This window comes from Amycolatopsis sp. H20-H5, from assembly GCF_035828755.1.
In the GTDB taxonomy this organism is placed as follows: Bacteria; Actinomycetota; Actinomycetes; order Mycobacteriales; family Pseudonocardiaceae; genus Amycolatopsis.
Window position 1 is genome coordinate 48,304 of the sequence record NZ_JAYMZS010000033.1, and the last position, 22,259, is coordinate 70,562.

17 protein-coding genes are annotated in these 22,259 nt (G+C 70.1%); 10 read left to right on the top strand and 7 right to left on the bottom strand.

The window, feature by feature from the left end; all coding sequences use genetic code 11:
• The first annotated feature begins 4 nt into the window (after positions 1-4).
• From QMK34_RS19930 to QMK34_RS19950, 5 genes are all read left to right on the top strand, one after another.
• Positions 5-1,159 (top strand): Gfo/Idh/MocA family protein, encoded by a 1,155-nt coding sequence (locus QMK34_RS19930; RefSeq protein ID WP_326415625.1) that lies wholly within the window; start codon positions 5-7, stop codon positions 1,157-1,159.
• Positions 1,156-2,322 carry a dihydrodipicolinate synthase family protein gene (locus tag QMK34_RS19935; RefSeq protein ID WP_326415626.1) on the top strand — a complete coding sequence of 389 codons (1,167 nt, stop codon included), beginning with the start codon at positions 1,156-1,158 and terminating at the stop codon, positions 2,320-2,322. The genes QMK34_RS19930 and QMK34_RS19935 overlap by 4 nt, the downstream gene beginning before the upstream one ends.
• Positions 2,319-3,146, top strand: coding sequence for a sugar phosphate isomerase/epimerase family protein (locus QMK34_RS19940; RefSeq protein ID WP_326415628.1), 828 nt, complete (start codon positions 2,319-2,321; stop codon positions 3,144-3,146). Before QMK34_RS19935 ends, QMK34_RS19940 begins: the two co-directional genes overlap by 4 nt.
• Entirely contained in the window at positions 3,143-3,916 is a 774-nt protein-coding gene (locus QMK34_RS19945; protein WP_326415629.1) for a sugar phosphate isomerase/epimerase family protein, read from the top strand. Before QMK34_RS19940 ends, QMK34_RS19945 begins: the two co-directional genes overlap by 4 nt.
• 271 nt (positions 3,917-4,187) lie before the next feature.
• Positions 4,188-5,633, top strand: a complete 1,446-nt coding sequence (locus tag QMK34_RS19950; RefSeq protein WP_326415630.1) for a DHA2 family efflux MFS transporter permease subunit — start codon at positions 4,188-4,190, stop codon at positions 5,631-5,633.
• 62 nt (positions 5,634-5,695) lie between these two features.
• Here the strand turns inward: QMK34_RS19950 and QMK34_RS19955 are convergent, their stop codons facing one another.
• Entirely contained in the window at positions 5,696-6,271 is a 576-nt protein-coding gene (locus QMK34_RS19955; RefSeq protein WP_326415631.1) for a hypothetical protein, read from the bottom strand.
• A gap of 167 nt (positions 6,272-6,438) precedes the next feature.
• Positions 6,439-9,456, bottom strand: a complete 3,018-nt coding sequence (locus QMK34_RS19960) for a DEAD/DEAH box helicase (protein WP_326415653.1) — start codon at positions 9,454-9,456, stop codon at positions 6,439-6,441.
• A 94-nt stretch (positions 9,457-9,550) separates the two neighbouring features.
• Between QMK34_RS19960 and QMK34_RS19965 the strand changes: the two genes are divergently transcribed.
• Complete coding sequence (locus QMK34_RS19965) at positions 9,551-9,817, top strand: hypothetical protein (RefSeq protein ID WP_326415632.1); 267 nt, start codon at positions 9,551-9,553, stop codon at positions 9,815-9,817.
• Positions 9,818-9,841: 24 nt separating this feature from the next.
• Here the strand turns inward: QMK34_RS19965 and QMK34_RS19970 are convergent, their stop codons facing one another.
• Positions 9,842-10,771, bottom strand: coding sequence for an XRE family transcriptional regulator (locus tag QMK34_RS19970; RefSeq protein WP_326415633.1), 930 nt, complete (start codon positions 10,769-10,771; stop codon positions 9,842-9,844).
• 465 nt (positions 10,772-11,236) lie between these two features.
• Between QMK34_RS19970 and QMK34_RS19975 the strand changes: the two genes are divergently transcribed.
• Complete coding sequence (locus tag QMK34_RS19975; protein ID WP_326415634.1) at positions 11,237-14,554, top strand: trypsin-like serine protease; 3,318 nt, start codon at positions 11,237-11,239, stop codon at positions 14,552-14,554.
• A 116-nt stretch (positions 14,555-14,670) separates the two neighbouring features.
• Here QMK34_RS19975 and QMK34_RS19980 read toward each other — a convergent pair whose 3' ends face one another.
• From QMK34_RS19980 to QMK34_RS19990, 3 genes are read right to left on the bottom strand one after another with little or no spacing between them, the layout of a single operon-like run.
• Positions 14,671-15,666, bottom strand: a complete 996-nt coding sequence (locus QMK34_RS19980) for a hypothetical protein (RefSeq protein WP_326415635.1) — start codon at positions 15,664-15,666, stop codon at positions 14,671-14,673.
• A complete protein-coding gene (locus tag QMK34_RS19985; protein WP_326415636.1) occupies positions 15,663-16,901 on the bottom strand; it encodes an MFS transporter in 1,239 nt (412 codons plus the stop codon). The genes QMK34_RS19980 and QMK34_RS19985 overlap by 4 nt, the downstream gene beginning before the upstream one ends.
• A 38-nt stretch (positions 16,902-16,939) precedes the next feature.
• Positions 16,940-17,824, bottom strand: a complete 885-nt coding sequence (locus QMK34_RS19990; protein WP_326415637.1) for an alkaline phosphatase family protein — start codon at positions 17,822-17,824, stop codon at positions 16,940-16,942.
• Between the two features lie 250 nt (positions 17,825-18,074).
• Here QMK34_RS19990 and QMK34_RS19995 point away from each other — a divergent pair, with 250 nt between their 5' ends.
• Positions 18,075-18,953 carry a hypothetical protein gene (locus tag QMK34_RS19995; RefSeq protein ID WP_326415638.1) on the top strand — a complete coding sequence of 293 codons (879 nt, stop codon included), beginning with the start codon at positions 18,075-18,077 and terminating at the stop codon, positions 18,951-18,953.
• A gap of 303 nt (positions 18,954-19,256) precedes the next feature.
• Here the strand turns inward: QMK34_RS19995 and QMK34_RS20000 are convergent, their stop codons facing one another.
• Positions 19,257-19,754, bottom strand: coding sequence for a hypothetical protein (locus QMK34_RS20000; RefSeq protein ID WP_326415639.1), 498 nt, complete (start codon positions 19,752-19,754; stop codon positions 19,257-19,259).
• Positions 19,755-20,501: 747 nt separating this feature from the next.
• On the opposite strand from QMK34_RS20000, the gene QMK34_RS20005 reads away from it, so the two are divergent.
• Positions 20,502-21,482, top strand: a complete 981-nt coding sequence (locus QMK34_RS20005; RefSeq protein ID WP_326415640.1) for an FAD-dependent monooxygenase — start codon at positions 20,502-20,504, stop codon at positions 21,480-21,482.
• A gap of 328 nt (positions 21,483-21,810) precedes the next feature.
• Positions 21,811-22,251: a hypothetical protein gene (locus QMK34_RS20010; protein ID WP_326415641.1), complete on the top strand. Its 441-nt coding sequence runs from the start codon at positions 21,811-21,813 to the stop codon at positions 22,249-22,251.
• The last annotated feature ends 8 nt before the right edge of the window (positions 22,252-22,259 follow it).

A 22,259-nucleotide genomic window follows, 5' to 3' on the forward strand; every position in this document is an offset into this window, starting at 1 on the left:
CTCGATGACAGCGGAGCGGACGCTCGGCGTGGTGATGAACGGCGTGACCGGCCGGATGGGGTACCGCCAGCACCTGGTGCGGTCGGTGCTCGCGATCCGCGAGCAGGGCGGCGTCGAACTGGCCGACGGCTCCCGGGTCCGGCTCGAGCCGGTGCTCGTCGGGAGGAACGCGGAGAAGCTGCGGGAGATCGCGCGGCGCCACGGGCTCGACCGGTGGACCACCGACCTCGATGCGGCGCTGTCCGACGACAGCTGCCCGCTCTATTTCGACGCGCAGCTCACCCAGGCCCGCGAGAAGTCGCTCGTCCTGGCCATGGACGCGGGTAAGCACGTCTACACCGAGAAACCGACTGCGGAGACCCTCGCCGGGGCGCTCGAGCTGGCGCGGCGGGCGCGGGCGGCGGGTATCAAGAACGGCGTCGTGCACGACAAGCTGTACCTGCCGGGGCTGCTCAAGCTCAAACGCCTTGTCGACTCCGGCTTCTTCGGCCGGATCCTCTCTGTGCGCGGCGAGTTCGGCTACTGGGTGTTCGAGGGCGACTGGCAGTCCGCGCAGCGGCCGAGCTGGAACTACCGGGCCGAGGACGGCGGCGGCATCGTGCTCGACATGTTCTGCCACTGGAGCTACGTGCTGGAGAACCTGTTCGGCCGGGTCGAGGCGGTCATCGCGAAAGCGGTCACCCATCTGCCGGAACGCCACGACGAACGGGGAAACCCCTACGCCGCGACGGCCGACGACGCCGCGTACGGCATCTTCGAGCTGGCGGGCGGGATCACCGCGCAGATCAACTCGTCGTGGTGTGTGCGGGTGAACCGGGACGAACTGGTCGAGTTCCAGGTCGACGGGACACACGGCAGCGCGGTCGCGGGGCTGCACGGCTGCAAGGTCCAGCCGCGGGTGGTCACGCCCAAGCCGGTCTGGAACCCGGACCTCGCGCAGAGCGAGCCGTTCCGCGCCCAGTGGCAGGAGGTCCCGGACAACGTGGTGCGGGACAACGGGTTCAAGGCGCAGTGGGAGCAGTTCGTGCGGCATGTGGTCGACGACGCGCCCAACGCCTACGACTTCATGGCCGGGGTCCGCGGGCTGCAGCTCGCCGAGGCGGGCCTGCTGTCGTCACGCGAGGGCCGTCGCGTCGAACTCGGTGAGCTCTCGCTGTGACCGCCACCGTCACCCTGCCCGGCGCCGACGGCAGGCTTTCGGAACTCACCCTGACGCCGCCGCCGCCGATCCGGCCGCGCCCGGCTGGCCCGATCACCAGCCGGGTCGCGTTCGCCGCCGCGCACGTCGTGCCCGCGGTGCACGCCGACAACGTGCCCGGCGCCCCGGCGGAAATCGACTGGGACTCGACACTGGGTTTCCGCCGTCACCTGTGGTCCCACGGCCTTGGTGTGGCCGAGGCGATGGACACCGCGCAGCGCGGCATGGGCCTGGACTGGCGCTGTACCCGGGAGTTGATCCGCCGCAGCGCCGCGGAAGCCAGGACGGCCGGGGGCCGGATCGCCGCCGGGGCGGGCACCGACCAGCTCGGCGACGGCGTCGGTTCGCTGGCGGAAATCACGGCGGCGTACGAGGAACAGACCGAAGTCGTCGAAGACAGTGGCGCACAGGTCATCCTGATGGCCAGCAGGCAGCTGGCCAGGCTCGCGAAGAGCCCGGAGGACTACCGCGAGGTCTACGACCGGCTGCTCGATCAGGTCGCCGAGCCGGTCGTGCTGCACTGGCTCGGCCCGATGTTCGACCCGGCGCTGACGGGATACTGGGGCTCACCGGAGGTCGACGTCGCGGCGGAAACGGTCCTCTGCCTGATCCGGGACCACGCCGCCAAGGTCGACGGGATCAAGGTGTCGCTGCTCGACGCGGAGCGGGAGAAACGGCTTCGCGCGGCGCTTCCCGCCGGTGTCCGGCTCTACACCGGTGACGATTTCAACTATCCGGAGCTCATCCGCGGCGACGGCGAGCACCACAGTGACGCGCTGCTGGGCATCTTCGCCGCGATCGCCCCTGCCGCCTCGACCGCGTTGCGGGCACTGGACGCCGGTGACCTCGACGGCTACGACGCCGCCTTCGCCCCGACGGTCCCGCTGGCCAGGCACATCTTCGCGGCGCCGACCTACTACTACAAGACCGGCATCGCGTTCCTGTCCTGGCTGGGCGGGCACCAGCCGGGCTTCACCATGGTCGGTGGCCTGCAGAACGCGCGCAGCGCGGTGCATCTCGCCGGGATCGTCCGCCTCGCGGACAGCGCCGGGCTGCTGCCCGACGTCGACCTGGCCGCTCATCGGGTGCGCCTGTTCCTGGAGACGGCGGGAGTGCCGCGATGACACCGGACCGGCTTTCCCTCAACCAGAAGACCACCGACTCCTGGTCGCTGCACCAGGCCGTGGACGGCTGCGCGCGGGCGGGGTTGCGCTCGATCGGGCTCTGGCGCGAGCCGGTGCGCGAGGCAGGACTCGCCACGGCCGCCCGGCTCGTCGCCGACGCCGGGCTGCGGGTCTCCTCACTGTGCCGCGGCGGATTCCTCACCACCGACGACCCCGTCGCCGCGCGCGGGGCGATCGAGGACAACGTCCGCGCGATCGAAGAAGCGGCCGAGCTCGGCGCGGCCTGCCTGGTGCTGGTGGTCGGCGGGCTGCCCGACGGCTCGCGGGACCTGCCCGGCGCGCGTGACCGCGTCGCCCGCGCCCTCGACGCGCTCGTGCCCCGCGCCGCCGAGCACCGCGTCCGGCTGGCGCTGGAACCGATGAACCCGATCTACTGCGCCGACCGGGGCGTGCTCTCCACCCTGAGTCAGGCGCTCGACCTGGCAGAGCGGTATCCCGCGGACCGGGTCGGCGTCGTCGTCGACACCTTTCACGTGTGGTGGGATCCTGAGGTGCTGCCCCAGATCGCCAGGGCGGGCACGCGGATCTTCGGCTTCCAGGTGTGCGACTGGATCACCCCGCTGCCCGCCGACACGCTGCTGGCCCGCGGCATGATGGGCGACGGCCACATCGACTTCCGCGCGCTGCGGGCGGCGGTCGACGCGGCGGGGTACGACGGGGACATCGAGGTGGAGATCTTCAACGCCGACATCTGGGCCGCCGATCCCGACGCCGTGGTCGAGACGATGAAACGCCGCTACGTCGAACACGTGGTGGGCCGGTGATCCGGCCGGGTCTGTGCTCGGTGACGCTGCGCCGCCTCGACGTCGACGAGGTCGCCCGGCGCGCGGCGCTGGCCGGGCTGACGGTGCTCGAGTGGGGCGCCGACGTCCATGTCCGGCCCGGCGACGAGCGGGCGGCGGATCGAGCGCTTGACGCCATGGCGCGGCATGGGCTGACCTGCGGTTCGTACGGGTCCTACTTCCGCGCCACCCCGGCGGAGACCGGTCAGTTCACCCGGATCGCGGCCGGCGCTGTCCGGCTCGGCGCCGCCCGGGTCCGGGTGTGGGCTGGCAAGGCCGGGTCGGCCGCTGTCGCCCCCGACGAACGCCGGCACGTCGTCACCGCGCTTCGCGAGGCCGCGGACATCGCGGCGGGCCACGGGCTGGACGTCGCGCTCGAGTTCCACGGCGGCACGCTGACCGACACCGCCGCGTCGACGGCCCGGTTGCTCGACGAAGTGGGCCGCGCCAACCTCGGCACCTACTGGCAACCGCCCCAGGACCTGCCGGACGAGCAGGCGCTGGCCGGGCTTTCCCGGCTGCTCGAGCACGTCCGGGCGGTCCACGTCTTTTCCTGGTGGCCGGGTAACGAACGGCAGCCGCTGACCGCGAGGACGGCGTTGTGGGCACAGGTCTTCGCCCTGCTCGCCCCGCTGGCCCGGCCGGTCGACGCGCTCCTGGAGTTCGTGCCGGGCAACGACCCGGAAACCCTCACCACCGAAGCACAGTCCTTGCGGCAACTGCTGGCCGCCGTCTTACCCGCAAGCCCCTGAAGGCCACAGCGTCCCCAAAGGCCCGTCGCCTCGTCGGCGACGGGCCTGACGGCGTTTAACGCCGTCATGGTGGCCTTCAGGGCACACTCGAATACGGGCTGGAACGCGAGGTGTGAGGGCGTGGGCGTCGCCGGGCCCCGGTCGTTGTGACGTTTTCTGTCGGTGGGGCCCAGTATCCTGATCGGGTGAGTATCGAGGCGGTGCGGACACCGGCCAGATCGTTTTCCCTTCCCGTGAGCGCCACCGGCGCGGACCAGCAGGAGCCCCACGCATGACCGACACCGCGAACGCCCCCTCGCTGCACCGGCAGCGCGCGCCGGCCCGGTCCGGGCTGGTGATCGGAGTGCTGGTGCTGTCGGCCTTCGTGATGATCCTGAACGAGACCATCCTGAGTGTCGCGCTGCGTGACCTCTCGGCCGACCTCGCCGTCCCCACGACGACCATCCAGTGGCTGACGAGCGGATTCCTGCTCACCATGGCCGTGGTCATCCCGGTCACGGGGTTCCTGCTCGAGCGTTTCACCCCGCGCCAGGTGTTCCTCTTTTCGCTGACGTCGTTCAGCCTCGGCACGCTGCTGTGCGGGCTCGCCCCGGGGTTCGCCCTGCTGCTGGTCGGCCGCATCGTGCAGGCGTGCGGCACGGCGGTGATGCTGCCCCTGCTGATGACCACGGTGATGCGGCTCGTGCCGCCGCACCGGCGTGGCGCCACGATGGGGACCATCACCATCGTCATCGCGGTCGCGCCGGCCATCGGCCCGACGATCGGCGGCGCGGTGCTCTCGTCGCTCGGCTGGAGCTGGCTGTTCTGGATCGTGCTGCCGCTGTCGCTCGCCGCGCTGGTGACCGGCGCGGTGCTGCTGCGCATCGACAGCCCCACCCGGAAGGTGCCACTCGACCTGGTGTCGGTGCTGCTGTCCGCGGTCGGTTTCGGCGGCGTGCTGTACGGGCTGTCCGTGGTGGGCGAGTCCGCCGCCGCCGAGCCGCCGGTGCCGCCTTGGGCGCCGGTCGTGGTGGGGCTCGTCTCGCTCGTGCTGTTCACTTGGCGCCAGGCCCGGCTGCAACGCCGTGACAGGGCACTGCTGGACCTGCGTCCGTTCACCTATCGCGGGTTCGTCGTGTCCCTGGTGCTCACCGCTCTGCTGTTCCTGTGCCTGATCGGGGCGGGCGCGATCCTGCTGCCCCTGTACCTGCAGACAGTGCTGCACACCTCGACGCTGGTGAGCGGCCTCGCCGTGCTGCCCGGTGGGCTCGTCCTCGGCCTGCTCGGACGTCCGGTCGGCGCGTGGTTCGACCGCGTCGGCGCCCGTCCGCTGGTCATCCCGGGAGCGGCGGCCATGGCGGCCTCACTGTGGTTGTTCGCCACGCTCGGGCCTGCGTCGTCGCTGGTCGTGGTCATCGCTGTCCACGTGCTGCTGATGGCCGGGCTGGGCCTGATGATGACCCCGCTCATGACCGACTCGCTCGGCGTGCTGCCCGACCATCTCCACTCCCACGGCAGCGCCATCCTCGCGACGTTGCAGCAGGTCGCCGGAGCGCTCGGCACCACCCTGTTCGTCACCGTCGCCACGCTCGCCAGTGCGGGCGATTCCGGCGGCAGCCCCGACGCCGCGGGTCTCCACCTCGCCTTCATCGTCGCGGGCTGCATCGGCCTGGCCGCGTTCGCCGGTTCTTTCTTCGTCCGGTCCGTCCGCCTCGAGCCCGCGGGCGAGGTCCAGTGATCGAAAGATCAGTTCTCCCGGCGCCGACGGTCGTCCTTTGTGGACTGTTTCGCGCCCGGCAGCTAGCTTTCGGCCTCTCCGGCGAGGGCTTGATAGACGGGCCGGAGCAGCTCGGCGACCTCTTCGCCGCCCACGGTGATCGCGAACGGGGGAACCTGGCCCAGTATCGCGTCGACAGGGGCCTCCGGACCACGTAACGGAGCGGCGCCCCCCAGCCCCGGGGCCTGACCACAGTCGAAGAAGCTGTCCATGACTTCGCTCAGCGCTCGCGGCCGGTCACCCGGATCGAGCGTCTCGTCGGGGCCGAGCCGGTCCCGCAGCTCGTCGAGCAGCGTCTCGCGGTCCCTCCCGCGCAGCGCGAGGAGGGTGAACGGATCGGCCCCGACCCGCGCCGTGAGCGCGGAAAACACGGCGTCCAGGTGCTCGCACGGCACCTGGACCCCGGGGCAGGTGCAGTCCAGCGACACATCCCGCGCCGAAACGGGGAACAGTGGCAGCCGGATGGCGGCGAAGATCTGCTCGACGTCCTGGGGCAGTTCACCGCCGAGCAGCAGCGCGGTGCACGAGGCCTTCGCGGCCAGGGCATGGGTGATCGCCGCCCAGTCCGCCTTCCCGAACGCCGACAGCCCGATCCGCATCCTCGTACGGGCGCGGCCGGTCGCCCCGCACCCGGGCGTCGGCGCGGCCCGCGCTGATCCGCAGCGAGACGACCCGGCCAGGAGCGGCCGCCTTCCCCGGCGCGGGCAGGTCGACACCCAGTGACTTCAGCGCCCGGGTGAATCGAGCCGACCACCAGGGGACAGGTTCACTCATCGGTCGCGTCCGTTCCCAGCGTGAGCATCTCGCGCAGCGCGTCGGCGGGAAGCTCGGTGAGCCAGTTCTCGCCCTCACCGACGACCATCCCCGCCAGCGCGCGCTTTCGGGCGATCAAGGTGTCGATGCGTTCCTCGATGGTGCCGGGGCAGACGAGCTTCCGGACCTGGACGTCGCGCCCCTGGCCGATGCGGAACGCCCGGTCGGTGGCCTGGTTCTCCACCGCCGGGTTCCACCAGCGGTCCAGATGCACGACGTGGCTGGCGGCGGTCAGTGTGAGCCCGGAGCCGCCCGCCTTGAGGGAGAGCAGCAGGATCGGCGGCCCGTCGCCCGACTGGAACCGCGCCACGATCGCGTCCCGGCGTCCCTTCGCCAAGCTCCCGTGCAGGTACGCGACGTCGGCGCCCAGCCGGTTCGACAGATGCGGGACGAGCAGGTGCCCGAACTCGGCGTACTGGGTGAAACACAGCACCCGATCTCCCGAGGCGAGGATTTCCTCCAGGATCTCTTCCAGCCGGATGACCTTGCCGGAGCGGCGCCCGATCGGGGAGCCGTCGTGCAGCAGGAGCGCGGGGTGGTTGCAGACCTGCTTGAGCTTCGTGATCGCGGCGAGGATGTTGCCGCGTCGTTTGATGCCCTGGCTGTCCTCGATCTTCGTCATCATCTCGTCGACGATCGCGCGGTAGAGCGTCCCCTGTTCGCGGGTGAGCCGGTACTCCTGCCTGAATTCCAGCTTCTCGGGCAGCTCGGGGACGATCGCCGGGTCCGTCTTCACCCGGCGCAGCAGGTACGGCTGGGTGATCCGGCGCAGGGCCGCGGCGGTGGCGGTGTCGCCGCGGCGCTCGACGGGGACGGCGAACCGCCGGCGGAACTCGGGACTGGTACCGAGCAGCCCGGGGTTCAACACGTCCATCACCGACCACAGGTCGGCCAGCCGGTTTTCCACCGGCGTCCCGGTCAGCGCGAGCCGGTGCTCGGCCGTGAACCGCCGCACCGCGCGAGCCGTCGCGGTGTGGGCGTTCTTGATCGCGTGCGCTTCGTCGAGCACCAGGCGGCGCCAGGCGACGGTCTCGAGTTCGACGGCGTCACGGGCCGCGGTGGCGTAGGTCGTGATGACGAGATCGGCGTCGGCGATTCGCTGGGCGAGCGGTTCGCCGTGCGGGCGGCCGCTGCCGTGGTGGGCGTGGACACGCAGCCCCGGAGCGAAGTTCGCCGCCTCCCGCTGCCACATGCCGACCAGCGACATCGGGCACAGCACCAAGGTCGGCTTGCGGGTGTGTCCAGCTCGCTCGACGGCTTCGAGCGCCAGCGTCTGGACCGTCTTGCCGAGGCCCATGTCGTCGGCGAGGCAGGCACCGAGGCCCAGCGCCGCCATGAAGGCCAGCCAGTCGACGCCCCGCTGCTGGTAGGGGCGCAGCGTCGCGGTGAACGTCGGCGGCACTCCGACCGGCCGGAGCGTCCGATGGAGCCGCTCGGCCAGCACGTCCCCGACCCAGCCGTCGGCGCTGACGTCCGTGACCGGGAGCGGCACCTCGGTGTGCCGGTGGACGAGGTCGAGCAGGTCGGCGGCGGTGGGCACCTGGGCGTGCGGCCGGTGGCGGTCGCGGCGCAGGAACTCGAGACCGGCGCGCAGCCGGTCGGCGTCGACGCTGATCCACCGGCCGCGCAGCCGCACCAGCCGCGACTTCGCCGCCACGAGCCTGCGCAGCTCGTCCTCACCGAGTTCGTCGTCTCCCACCGCCACCGACCAGCGGAATCCGGCCAGCTCGTCGCGCCCCACCCTGTTTCGGGTGACGACCTGCTCCGGGGGCGAGCTGTGGACCGAGAGCCGGAGCCCGAGCCTGCGCCTGCCGTCCCAGGTAGCCGGCAGTTGCGCTTCGAACCCGGCCTCGACCAGCCGAATCGCGCCGGAGGTGAGGAACTGCTCTGCCTCCTCGACGGTGATGTCGTGGGTCGCGGGCGGGGATGCGCGCAACGCGGGCGCCAGCATCGGCTCCACCAGCGCGGCCCGGCCCAGCTCGGCGACGAACAGCCCCTTGGGGTCCCTGACCAGACCGTCCGCCTCGCCCGACCAGATCTGCCCGGCCGAGAGCAACAGGCTCTGGTCGGCCGTCGCCCGCAGGAGAAACTGCAGCTGCCACTTCGTCCCGTCCCCGGTCTGGTCGTCGGGATCGTCGACGGCCTGATCCCGCAGCGTGGCGACTTCGGCCAACCGGATGCACGCCCGGCCGTCGACGACATCGGTGTCGGCGACCCCGTCCCACTTCGCGACGGACTCGGCCACTACGCGCAGCTCCCGGAGCGGCAGCTCGACCCGGGGATCGCCGCCCCGCAACGCGGACAACCAGACCCCGGCCGGGCCCCGGCCCCGGCTGAGGTCCACCGGCGGATGAGCCCGTGCCAGCCGGTCACGGACCCCCGCGTCGACCAGGCTGTGCACCGCGTCGGTGGCGATCGCCGCCGGAGTGGCCCCGGTGAGCGGCGCGATCTGCTCGGCCCGGCCGACCGGGGGCATGGCCGCGACCAGCGCGTCGAACGCGACGGAATCCAAGCCCTGGAGCACGGGGCGCCACCGCGCCTTGGCCGAATCCCCCTGGCGGACCAGCGTGGGCAGCACCCGGCCGCGGCGCACCAGATCCGCGGCCAGCCGCGCCATCGCCCGCAGGTAGGTGACCGAATCGCCGTAGGAGGCCGAGCCGGCGAGGTCGTCCAGCTCGCTCGGATCCACCACGAGCGCCGGAACCGACCATGGCCGCAGGGACACCGCCGAGCGGCTACGCGCGGCCGGTTCGGAGGACGCGAGCGGCCGGTTCGCGCGCGACGGGAGCAGCAGCACCGCCGACGTGGGCTTCCCGGGATGCAGCGTGGTCAGCTTGGCGCTGGAGACCGCGAACGGATGCGGAAGCGCGATCCGCGCCGAGCGGCTCGCCGTACCACCCGGGAGGCCGTCACGCTCGGCCCAGAGCACCAAACCCCGTCCCGGCGACCACAAAGCGTGCACCAGGGGCAAGGCCCGAGCCTCCTTCGTCCGGTCCGGGTTCGTGTCGGCCACCTGAATCGTCGCACGCCGACGGTGGTTGTCCCGTCCCGTCGCCGCTAGTGGCGTGATCGGCTGGGCGCATGATCCTGACACGGCTCATCGGGGCACGCTGTCGATCTACTTCTTCGCGCTGGGCGTGGTCGCGGTGCCCAGTCTCGGCTGGGTGAGCGTGGGCTGGCCGGTCCTGGTCGCCGTCGCGGTCGCCGCGCTGGCCGGTGACCTGCTGGGCAGGCTCCTGCTGCCGTTGGTGTCCGCGCGCCAGGTCAGGCTCGCCGTGCTCGGGCTGTCCGCGGCCGGGGGAGTGCTCACCCTCTGCCACGCGCTGTTCTGACGAGCACGTGGCGATCCCGTTTCCTCAGCTCCATTCCCACTGGAGGCCGAGCAGGCCGGGCCCGGCGTCGGGAACGGCCAGGTGGGCCGTGGCCGATCCGCCGATCCACAGCGGTTTGCCCGGCTGCCGCGGGCTGTTGAGGGTCGGCTGCCGGTAGGGCACGCAGTGGGGCGGCACGTCGACGGTGAATTCGACCTGCAGCAGGTACTGCCGCACGGGCCGGGTGAACCGCCGGTGGAACGAGGTCAAGACCGCGCCGGACGGGTACCGCCAGGTGTACTCGACGACGGTGCGATCGCCTGCCGAAAGCCGTTGCTCGAGCAGGAGTTCGCAGACGGTCGCGGTGCTCTCCTCCTGCGGCCGGGTCCGGCCCTGGCGGCAGTACCGCAGGTCGCTCAGCACCGGGCGTGGCGACTCCTCGGCCCATTCGTACACCACACAGCGGTCCGTCCGGTCCGTGGTCGCCTCCAGCACGAGCCGCGTCCGGACCTCGCGCAGCCGGCGTTCCCGGTCGACCAGCACGTGTTCGTGCACGTCCAGGTAACGGACCTGCCCCTCCGGTGGGGCGTCCATCGCGGCGAGCGCCGGACCGCAGGACGGCCACAACCGACGGCGGTCAACGTCTCCCGGCTCCGCGTCGGCCACGCGGCCCCGGGGACGCGGCGGTCCGAGCAACGTCACCAACGACTCCGCGGGGAGCCCGATGAGGTCCTCCAGCGCCCGCACGGCACGCAGTGACTCTTCGCGCTCCGGACGGCTTCGTCCCCGCCGCCAGTAGCTGAGCGCGGCGCGGCTCACTCGCACGTCCCGGCCCGCCAGATGTCGTTGCACCTGCTCCAGGCTCAGGCCACGGACGGCGAGAGCATGGTCGAGCACCTCCGCGAACGTGCCGTGGCGCAGCAGCCGCCGCAGTTCACGATCCACCGGCATGGCGCCCAGGGCGTTTCCCGCCATCGGACCTCCCCAGCTCACACTCCGGGCTTTTGGCGGACGGTAGGCGAGTGATCGCGATCAGTGGTAGAGCCGAATGGTGGGATTCAGTGAATAGACGTACATTTCGCTTTTTAAGTACTAAAAGCGGCACAGCGGGCGCCAATACCTTGCCGTCGCGCGACTTCAGGTGCTTGCGTTTTTCTCAGTCGGCCGTGACCGGGTCTCATTGTGGCTGTGAAAGTGAGCACCCGACCGGCGGCACGGCGTGAACTGAACGAGTCTCGTAATCTGTGGATAATTGGCTACAGAAGGTGCCTCTGACCTGCGCTGAAGCCGATTTTAATCGCCAAACTGTGAACAGGACTGAATATTCATCCAGGCTTCTGATTGGTGATCGCCGATGGTTAGCGTGTGGTTGTTCTCCGGCGTCCAGTGCGCACGTTGCTGTGCAGGAAGACGTCGCTACTCCACTTCCGGAGGAAACACATGTCCCTTTTCCCCAGTGCCGGGAGAGTGGCCGCCGTCGCGACCACTCTGCTGACCGCTGCGGCGTTGCTGGCCGTCCCGCCGGCTACCGCACAGGTCCAGAACACGCGAGTTCCGCTGGCCGACGGCGCTTCGGCACCTGCCGCCGCGCACCGGGACGCCACGGTGGGCGGTGACCGCGGCGTCGGGATCGCGGTCGCGCTCAGGCCGCACGACGAGGCCGGGCTCAACCGGCTCGTCTCGGCGGTCAGCGATCCCCGCTCCCCGGACTACCGCCACTACCTGACGAGTGAACAGTACAACGCGCGCTTCGCCCCCACCGCGTCCGACGTGACCCAGGTGACCGATTTCCTGCGCTCGCAAGGCTTTCAGGTCACCTCGGTGTCCGGCAACCACCAGGTCGTCGACGCGACCGGCTCGGCCCTCACGGTGAAGGCGGCGTTCGGTACGTCGCTCGGCGACTACACGGGCGCGGACGGCGCGCACTTCTACGCCAACGACTCGGTGCCGTCGATTCCGGCCACACTGAGCCAGGTCGTCCGCAACGTCATGGGCTTGACCGACCGGCCCGTCGCGCACCGCGCGAGCTCGCCGGTGATCAGGCGTGTGCCGGGACAGGGCGACGCCGGTCCCGCCGGGCCCGGCGGCCCTGGCGGTGGCTACACGCCCGCCCAGTTCCGCACCGCCTACAGCATGAACAAACTGTCGGGGTCCTACACCGGCTCAGGACAGAACGTCGGACTGGTCGAGTTCGACGCGTTCAAGCAGTCCGATCTCGACGCCTGGACGAAGAACTTCGGCCAGCCTTCGGTCACGCCGAAGATCGTGCCGATCAACGGCGGGGTGACCAAGCCCGGCAACGACCAGCTCGAGGTCACCCTCGACGTCGAAGCGGTGGCGGCCACCGCGCCCGGTGCGGCGCAGACCGTCTACGAAGCACCCAACAGCGACGCCGCCTGGGTCGACGAGATGGCGAAGATCGCCAGCGACAACAGCATCACCATCCTGTCCGGTTCCTGGCTCAACGGGGAAAAGTGCGAATCGGCCCCCATCAAGGCCTCGCACGACTCCTACACGCAGATGGCCGCCCAGGGCATCACGATGCTTTCGGCGTCCGGTGACTGGGGCGCGACCGGCTGCGGCTACCAGGGTGACAACAGCACCGTCCAGGCCGACTTCCCGGCGAGCGACCCGCTCTTCACCGGCGTCGGCGGCACCCAGCTGCGCACCAGCGACAGCGCGGGCACCTACCAGTCGGAGTCGTGCTGGAACCAGGGCAGCTCCGGCAACACCCGCTCCGGCGGCGGCTACTCGCAGATCTACGCCAAGCCGTCCTGGCAGACCGGCAGCAACCAGTTCCGTTCGGTGCCCGACGTCGCACTCGACGCCGACTACGGGGCCGGTGCGCTGTCGGTGTACATGAACGGCGGCTGGCAGGACGTCGGCGGCACGAGCCTGTCCTCCCCGCTGTGGGCGGGCTACGTCGCCATGGTCAACCAGAAGGCCAAGGGACAGGGCAAAAGCCCGGTCGGCGCGATGAACCCCACCATCTACTCGATCGCGGGCTCGTCGCAGTACTCGTCGACGTTCCGTGACGTCACCTCGGGCGGCAACGGCACGTACAACGCGGGCACCGGCTACGACCTGTGCACCGGCTGGGGCTCGCCCCAGGGTGACAACCTGGTCGACCCGCTGATCAACGGCGCGGCCCCCGCGCCCAGCAACGACTTCTCACTGGCGGCCTCGCCGTCGTCGGTGAGTGTCGACCCCGGTAAGTCGGTCACGACCAGCGTCGGCACCACCGTCACCAAGGGCAGCGCGCAGGACGTCGCGCTGTCGGCCGACGGCCTGCCCGCGGGCGTGACCGCGTCCTTCTCCCCGGAGACGGTCACCGCGGGCAAGTCCTCGACGCTGACCCTCACCGCCGCGTCCTCGGCCTCGCCGGGCACCTCGCCGGTGACCGTGACCGGCAAGGGCGCCGACGTCAGCCACACGGCGACCGTCTCGCTGGCGGTCAACGGTTCCGGCACGGGCGACTTCTCGCTCGCCGTCTCGCCCTCGTCGGCGACCGTCACCGCGGGGCAGTCCGCGACAGCGACCGTGAGCGCCACGGCCGTCGGCGGCTCCGCCGTCACGCCCGCGGCCCGGCCCGCGGTCGTCGGCGGGGACACCACCACCGTGGAGCAGTACCCGTTCATGATCTCGATGCGGCGCGAAGGCAGCGCTTTCCCCGGCCAGCAATCGTGCAGCATGGCACTGGTCGGGCCGCACACCGTCGTCGGCGCGGCGCACTGCCTGCTGGAGAAGGACGGCACGAAGTGGTTCATCTACGGCGCCACGAACCTCAATGACAGCGGGTTCCGCGCCGACATCAAGGACTCCTGGACCGATCCCGACTACACCAGCTGGCAGACCGGTCACGACGTCGCCGTCATCCACCTCGACAAGGACGTCCCCGTTCCCGCCGGGATCACGTACCCGACCCTCGCCACCGACGGCTCGGTGAACGCGCCGGGCACGATGGGCCGGGGCATCGGCTGGGGCAAGACCGGGCAGAACACGTACTCCGACGTCCTGCGCACCACCGAGTTCCCCGTCGCGAAGGACTCGGACTGCGCCCAGCACGTGGACACCTCGCAGTACTACCGGTCCGACGGGTCCATGCTGTGCACCGGTTACGCCGACGGCCACAAGGGCGTCTGCGTGGGCGATAGCGGCAGCCCGTACCTCGAGGGCAACCAGATCGTCGGGTTCTTCTCCTGGATGTCCAACGCCTGCAACACCTACGGCGTCTACTCCCGGGTCACCACCTACGTCGACGAGATCAAGGCACACCTGGGAGGCACCCCGGCTCCCGGCGGCATCGCCTTGAGCGCCTCCGGCCTGCCCGCCGGGGCGGCCGCGTCGTTCGACCCGTCCTCCATCGACCCCGGCGGTTCGGCGGCCCTCACCGTCACGACCACCTCGGCCACCCCCGCCGGTGACTACACGATCACCGTCACCGGCACGAACGCGCAGAAAACCCACACCGCCACCTTCGCCCTGACGGTCAAGACGGGCAGCAGCGGGCCGGTCACGGTGACCGACCCCGGTGTCCAGTTCGTCCACGGCCAGCCGGTGAACCTGCAGCTCAGGGCCACCGGCGGCACGGGCGTCTACACCTGGTCGGCGACCGGGCTCCCGCCTGGGCTGTCGATCGACGCGAAGACCGGCCTGATCACCGGCACCGCGTCGACGGGGTATTTCTCCTCGCCCGTCACCGCGACCGACAGCGGCGGGACCTCGGGGAAGGTCTCCGTCGGCTGGCTCGTCTACTGACCAGCCGGACCGCTCGCTGACAAGCACGGAAATCCACGTTCGGGACCGGGCCGCCGCAGCGCACCTTTCGCTGCGGCGGCCCACTTCCGGCGGCCCGACACCGTCCGAGTAGGACGTCAGCCGAGCTTCGCGGGCGATTCCGCGTCTGCCACCAGCAGGTGTGGTGTGCCGGTGCCGTCGGCGGGCACGGACCAGACGTCGGCGTGCCGCCGGTCTTCGCGAGGGACGCCGTACATCACCGTGTCGTCGTTCAACCAGGCGCCTTGGTCGTCCACGCTGCGGCTTTCGGCCAGCGGGGTCTCCCGGAGCGTGGCCAAGTCGAGTACGGCGAACCGCCACATCCGGGCGGGGTCGTCCGACACCCGCTTCTTGAACACCAGCCGGGTGCCGTCGGGTGAGAGCGAGGGGCATTCGACGTTGTCCCGCAGTGTCCGTACCCGGCGGGCCGCGAAGTCGCCCTCGACCAGATAGCGCTTGCCCTGAGTGGACATCGTGGCATAGAACCGGTTGTCGTCACCGGTGAAGGTGATCCCCCAGAAGTTGGTGTCCTGCCCCTGATAGGGCTTGCCGTCCATCGTCACCGCGAAGGTTTCCAGCGTGCCGGCGAGGACGTTGTCCCGCAGGTCCAGGATCCCCGACCGGGTGGAGAACGTGCCGGTGCCGGCGTAGGAGTCGCCGGTGACGAACGTGGTCCACGACAGGAAGCGCCCGCTCGGGGACACCCGTGCGCGGCTGGGCACCCCGTTCATCGGGATGGTGCGCCGCACCGCCCCGCCGCCATCGAGGACCGCGATCTCGTAGCCGCCGATCTCCTCGACGCTGGGCCGGAGGCAGATGCCGGTGCCCGCGGCCGCGTAGACCCGGGCACAGGACTGCTCGCCGACCGTGCGTTCCCCGGTGCCGTTTCCGGCGACCTGGGTGAGATGCCCGTAGCCGGGCCCGTCCGCGGTGTCGCGCACCAGCAGGGAGTCCGTCGCGCGCAGTGTCAGCGGCCCGCCCGGTCCCGGTGCTCCGCTCGCGTCGTGCGCCGACATCCGCAGGTAGAGGCCGCTGACGCCGCCGAGCAGCAGCGCGGCGACCAGGACGATGATCAGTCTCGTCCGGGAACTCACGTGGCGACCGCCGCGCCGCGCAGCCACCGCACTGCCAGCGGCAGCGCGACCAGCACCCCGGCGGCGGCGAGCCAGCAGGCGGTGCTCGCGCCTTCGCTGCCCCACACCAGGCCGAACACCACCGAGGACACGAGATAGGCGAGTGCCTGTCCGGTCTGCAGCAAGGCGATGCCGGTCGTGCGCAGGTGCTCCGGCAGCAACGGACCGGCGACCGCGATCAGCACCCCGTCGGTCGCGGCATAGAACACCCCGTACAGCGCCAAGGTGATGGCCAAGGCGAACCAGCCGCCTTGCTGGGTGGCCAGCAGGACGTACACCAGCAGCAGGCCGAGGTGCCCGCCGACGACCACCCGCCACCGGCCGAATCGGTCCGCGAGCATGCCGAGCGGCGTGGCCAGTACGAGATAGGCGGCGTTGGACCCGGCCGCCAGCAACGGAAACCACAGCACCGGAACGTGCTGCCACTGCTGGATCACCAGGTAGACGAACCCGTCGCCGATGGTCATCAGGCCGAGCAGCGCGGCGGCGTACTGCACCCGCCGGAAGCGCGGGTCCCGCAGCAGCACCAGGACGTTGACCCGCGGTCGCCCGCTCGGCACCTCGGCGGCGGCCGGGCGGTCCCGCACGAACAGCACGAGCACCAGCACGCCCAGCACGGCGACGCAGAAACTGATCACGAAGATCGCGTCGAACGCGCCGCTCGCCATCGCCAGCACGGCCAGCGCGACCAGCGGCCCGAGGAACGCGCCGATGGTGTCCATGGTGCGGTGCACGCCGAACGCGCGCCCGAGCATCGAGGGCGGCGCCGACGCGGTGATCATGGCGTCACGGGGCGCGGTGCGCAGTCCCTTGCCGATCCGGTCGGCCGCGAGCGCACCGCCGATCGCGGAAACCGACGGACCGGCGGCGAGCAGGCCCAGCTTGGCCACCGCGGACATGGCGTACCCCGTGCCCGCGACGGCCTTGCGCGCCCGCCACCGGTCCGCGGTGTACCCGCCGAGGAGCCGGGTCACGGCCGTGACCCCGGTGTAGAGCCCGTCCAGCACGCCGTACTGCGCCACCGAGATCCGCAGTCCGAGCACGAGGAACGCGGGCAGCACCGCGGTCACCATCTCGGCCGAGATGTCGGTGATGAGGCTGACCGCGCCGAGGGCGAATACGGTGCCCCCGACGCGTTTCCACCGCTGGGCGGCTTCGCCTTCGGTGGTGGCGCCCCGGATCGACGACAGGTACATCTACACCTCTCCTGGTTCGCCTCGAACCGTTCCGGGCCTCAGCCCCAGATGTCGGTCAGCGGTTCGCGGGACGCCGCCTGGCCGAGGGCGGGCAGCCCGTACATGTTCTCCAGGGTGCGCAGGATCCGGTAGTGGTCGACCTTTTCGGCGTACTTGCCCGCGGTGACGCCCTGGCCGACGAACGAGGTGTAGATCTGGTTGACGGAGGTGAAGTTGTCCTCGTCGAAGGACGTGATGAGCAGGCTGTTGTGGCTTTTCGCCCATTGTGCGTAGGAGTCCAGGTGCGACTTCGTCCAGCTGTCCCCAGTGCCGATGCTGCAGTCGTGCATGTCGTCGCACATGTCCGGGACCACAAAGGACACCGTCGGCAGCTTGCCGTAGTCGGTGGGGAACTGGGAGAAGGGCACTTGCAGCGCCGCGGGCACATTCGAGAAGTTGGTCCACGGCGCGTGCTTGCGGGCGTAACGACCGGAGCCGCAGCCGGTGTACCCGGTACTGGGCAGCCCTTCGGAATAGCCCTTGAACGTCAGGTTCGCGTCGAGCAGCTGCTGTCCGAGATTGCCCTTGGTCCCGAAGGAATTGGGGCAGCTGTCCCCGGTGACACCCTGCTGGCTGCCGGAGAACAGGGCGATGTAGTTCGGCTGGCTGGGGTGGGTCACCCCGAAGGACTGGGTGAACAACGCGCCCTGACCGGCCAGGCTCTGGAAGTACGGTGCCTTCGAACCGGAAGCGATGTCCGGGTAGTTCTTGTTCTCGAACAGCGCGACCACCACGTGGTCGTATCTCGGCACCGCGCGCACCTGTGCGTTCTCCGCGGGCGTCACCGCCTGCGCTCCGGCCGGGTGCGTGACGCCCCCGGCGACCACCGCGCCCGCCCCGAGCGCGAACGCTCCGGCGACGGCCGCCATCTTGAGGAACCGCATGGACGAACCTCCTCGGTCCACCAACCCAATGTCCGGAAGGCCCCTTCCGGCCGAGGTAGAACGCTACTGGTGCGGATGGAGCGGTCAATACCGACTAAAGGTTGCAGTCGGAAAGTTTGAACGCCCGCCTCGAAAAGGCCTTGTGGGAGACATGTTCACCCGGTGCGGGATGATCATTCAGTTCCGTTCTTGACGACCGGCGGGGCAGACCCTACGGTCGGGGTCCGAACCGGCGAGCGCAAGGCGACCCATGCCCCGTCCCGAGACACCACCACCGTTCGCGGCCGCGCTGAGGACCTCGATCAAGGCCAGTGGGCTGAGCCTGCACCGGATCAGCCGCAAGCTCGCCGACAGCGGCAGCAAGGTCAGCCCGGCGACGTTGAGTTACTGGCAGAACGGCACGAACGAGCCCACGCGGAGGAATTCCCTCCGGGCCGTGCGCGCACTGGAGAAAGTGCTGACATTACCGGCCAACGCGCTGGTTCCCCTGCTTGACACCGAGCGGAAGCACACCACGGCCACCAGCCACGCCCTGTGGCAGCATCCGGCGCTCGTCGACGGCCTGCTGGCCGAACTGGACGCTGAACCGCGCGACGAGGCGGCCGCGCTGTCCACCCTCTACGCCCATTGGTCCCACCGCGTAGGGGGTCCGGAGAGCTCCGACCGTTTGTCCGTCCGCAAAGTACTCCGCGCCGAGACGGACGGCGTCGACCGAGTGCTCGCCGTCGTGCACTCCCGCCCGCGCCCGGCGCGAGTGACGGCGGAACCACCTTGTCGATTAGGCCGCACCCGCACCGATCCCGACGGCGGGTACACCGTGCTGGAGCTGATCCTCGACCGTGAGCTGCGCCGCGCGGACACGGCGTTGTTCGGCTATCGGTGGGAAGCCGCGTCGGCACCCGAGGAGACCTATCGCCGCTGCTGCCTGCACCGGGCCGCCGACGTCCTCGTGATCGACGTGGAGTTCGCCCCGGACGCGTTGCCCGCCCGGTGCACCGGGTTCTACAGCCCACGACGCAACGCGCCGGAACAGTCGCTGGGGCCCTTGTGGCTGGGCACCACGGGCATGGCCCACCTGGCGATCAACGGGGCGGCGCCGGGAATGTACGGCATCAGGTGGTTCTCTTGAGGAGCGTGGTCGTCGTCATGCCTTGGGTGTGTCCGCGGGGTGGGATTCGCCGGTGAGCGCGGCGGCGATCTCGTTTCCACAGCAGGGAATGACCGGCGTATCGGTAAGACGGCGGGGTCGCGGTATCGGCTGTCCGATTCAGCGTCCGCGAACACGTGGATCCTGGCCAGCGTCCCTCGCCGGACTCGCGTTCCCAGCCGAGCCCGACCGCTATCCGGCCCGCGCCACCGGACTGGATCCCTGCAACCCCCGTCGCACAGCGGTCGTCACCGCAACACCGAACAGCCGCACGGCCGATGACCGCTAGGCTGAGGTGGATGCGGATTGTCTGAACACGTAGGGCGCGTAGGCCAGGAGCGCGACGGGGGTGACGACCGCGACCGCCAGGGCTCGCCAGAAGATCGCGGGGTCCTCGACGCCGAAGGTCGCCACGTATCCGATGGCGGAGATCATGAACAGCCAGCACGCCCACCACGCCCAGCGCCGTCGCTGGCGCAGGGGTATCACGACGAGCGCCAGGAACAGCAGCCCGAACGTAAGCTCGTGCAGGGCGTAGCCACGTTCGAGCAGCGTCACATACCTGGTTGCCCCAGGGGTCGCGGCCTGAGCCTCGGTCCACCTCATGCCCGCGACCGCACGGAAGGTGCCTTCGTGGTCGGCCGGGATGCCCACGCGCCCGGCCGCGACGAGATCGAGAACTGACGCCGCCACCGGGAACACCGCCAGCACGACCAGGACGCCCCACGCCACCCTCGCGTAGACCGGCGACCGTCGGCCTCGGCTGGCCTCGCTGTCACTCACTGCCCCTCCCGCATCACGGCTGAGTCTTGATCCCACCATCTCGGAACGCTGCTGTCGACAGGGAGCTATTTCCGGGGCCGGTGAAAGCTGTCCCTATCCCGAAGCCGGGAGGCAACCGTGAACTGTCAACCCAGGCGCTGACTGCTGCTTGGCCGTCGAACCCACGCGGGCGGTCCGCCCAGCACCGAGCAGGTCCGGCTACGATCCAAGCGCGCCTGCGGTATGAAGCCCTGTGGTCGATTCTCGAGCGCTTTTCCTTTGCTAAGTGGTTGGTTTCGGAGGTTCTTCGGGGGTCTTGGTGATTTCGTGTGTCCGAGTGTGGGACTCGCCCCCGTGAACGTGGAACTCGCGCGCCTGAGTGTGGGACTCGCCGCACGGCGCGCAGTTTCTCCGCGAGTCCCACACTCAGGGAGCCGAGTCCCACACTCGAGCGACTTCCGAAAGTGACCACTAAGGCTCGGACCACGCCCTGGAGGCACGTCATCCCCGTTCGAACTCGTCCCCGTGTCTTGGTTGTGGGCCTGGGTGTCAGTGGTATCGCCACGGCGCTGCGGCTGCACGAGATCGGCTGGCAGCCGGTCGTCGTGGAACGTGCCGCCAGTCGGCGGTCCGCTGGCTACTTCGTCGGGTTGTTCGGTGCCGGTAAGTCAGCCGCGCAGCGCATGGGGATCCTTGATGGTCTGTGCGACCGTGCGTCCGGGGGGGGCGCACTTCGAACTCGATCGCAGCGGCCGCAGAGCGCCGGGCATGGGCTTTCGGGACCTGCCGGGGACACCCTGGTTGATGCTTCGCGGCGACGTCGAGCAGGCCGCGTACGCCCAGCTGCCCGCTGAGGTCGACGTCCGGTTCTCGACGATTCCGGTGAAGATCACCCAGGACGCCGATGGGGTGGACGTCGAACTGCGCACCGAGCACGCCCGAACCTCCGTGACTGAACGCTTCGACCTCGTCGTCGGCACCGACGGCGTGCGCTCCACCGTGAGGTCACTCGTCTTTGGGCCTCATGAGCGCTACCTTCACCGCCTTGGCCATATGTTGGTCGCCTATGAGTTTCCCGGTGTGCCCGATGGCCTCGCCCCCGGCGAGGGGGCCACCATGATCGAACTGGGCCGCTCCGTCTGGATCTTCGCCTTCAAAGACCGGGATCCGACCATTCTGCTGTCCTACCGCAGCGACGACGTCGACGCCGAGTTCACCCGGCCCCGTGCCGAGCGCGTGCGCGAGGTCTACGGGCCCGAACCGCTCGGGGCGACCCTCGGCAGTGTCCTGGCCGCACTCGAATCCGCTGAGGACGTCCTGTTCGACTCCGCCGAACAGGTCCGTATGGAACGCTGGTCTCACGGCCGAGTCGTGCTCGTCGGCGACTCGGCCTGGTGCGCTTCCGCTTACGCGGGCACGGGTGTGTCCGCCGGTTTGGCGGGCGCGGACCTGCTGGCCACCTTTCTCGAAGCCTGTCCTGGTGATGTCGGCGTGGCCTTACGCCGCTGGGAAGAAGCTCTGCGTCCCTACATCGAGCGTTACCTGCAGACGGGTCTCGACCAGCGAGGCTTCTTCACTCCTGGTAACCAGCACGAGGCTCGTCGGCGCCGCGTGATCACGCGCCTGGTCGCCACGCCACTCCTCGGGACCGCGTTGCTCCGGCTCAGCGCGCGCAGTCCCAGCGCGAAGCTGAAAGACGCCGACATCGCCGCGGTCATCGCCGCCGACAGACACAGGACCGGCCGGTGATCACGGCGTCAAGTGAGTGGGGCAGCCGAGTTTGAGCAGTAGTGCCGCCGGGCTGTGTCGTGGGGGCAGGCCAGCCGACGTCCGCCGGGTCGGTCACCCCGAACAGACCTGCGGGCGTCGACCACGGAGGTTTGCGCGGTCCATGTCCCTCGGTCGTTCGCGGAGCGGCTGTTCGACGTACGCCGTTTCCAGGAGCGGGCCTGAGCCCTCGATCGAGAACGGTAGTCACTGTTGTGAACAGTGTTCTTGACATCGTCCTGCGCAGGTGGCACTCTGATCCAAGACAGAGAACAGCGTTCTCGATTTTTTCAGAGAAGGGACAGCCATCATGACCACGGCAACCTCCACCACTTTCGTCAGCAGCGCTCCCACCCGTCGTTGGGATCTCGTCGGCCGCGGCTTGATGATCTTCAACGCCGTGACCACCTTCGCGGTGTTCATCAACGGGCTGTTCCTGATGGGGGCGGCGGACGACGACCGCCTCATGGTGGAAGGCTGGCGGACCTTCGGCTACCTCGTCTTCGCGGCGATGTGGGCGATGCTCGCGTACCGGCCGCGCCAAGTTCCGGCGATGTGGGAGATGGTGATCGTCCACAAGGTGGCGGCGGCGATACTCGCCCTCACGATCACCCACACCACTGAAGGAATGCAGTCGTCGATCACTGACTCCTGGGTCGCGCTGTCCACGATCTTCGCCTACATCGTCTGCCGCGGGTGGCAGTCGTGGCGTGTCGTCCGGCGTGGACAGTCCTCGGCCAGTGCGGCCTGACCGGGGCG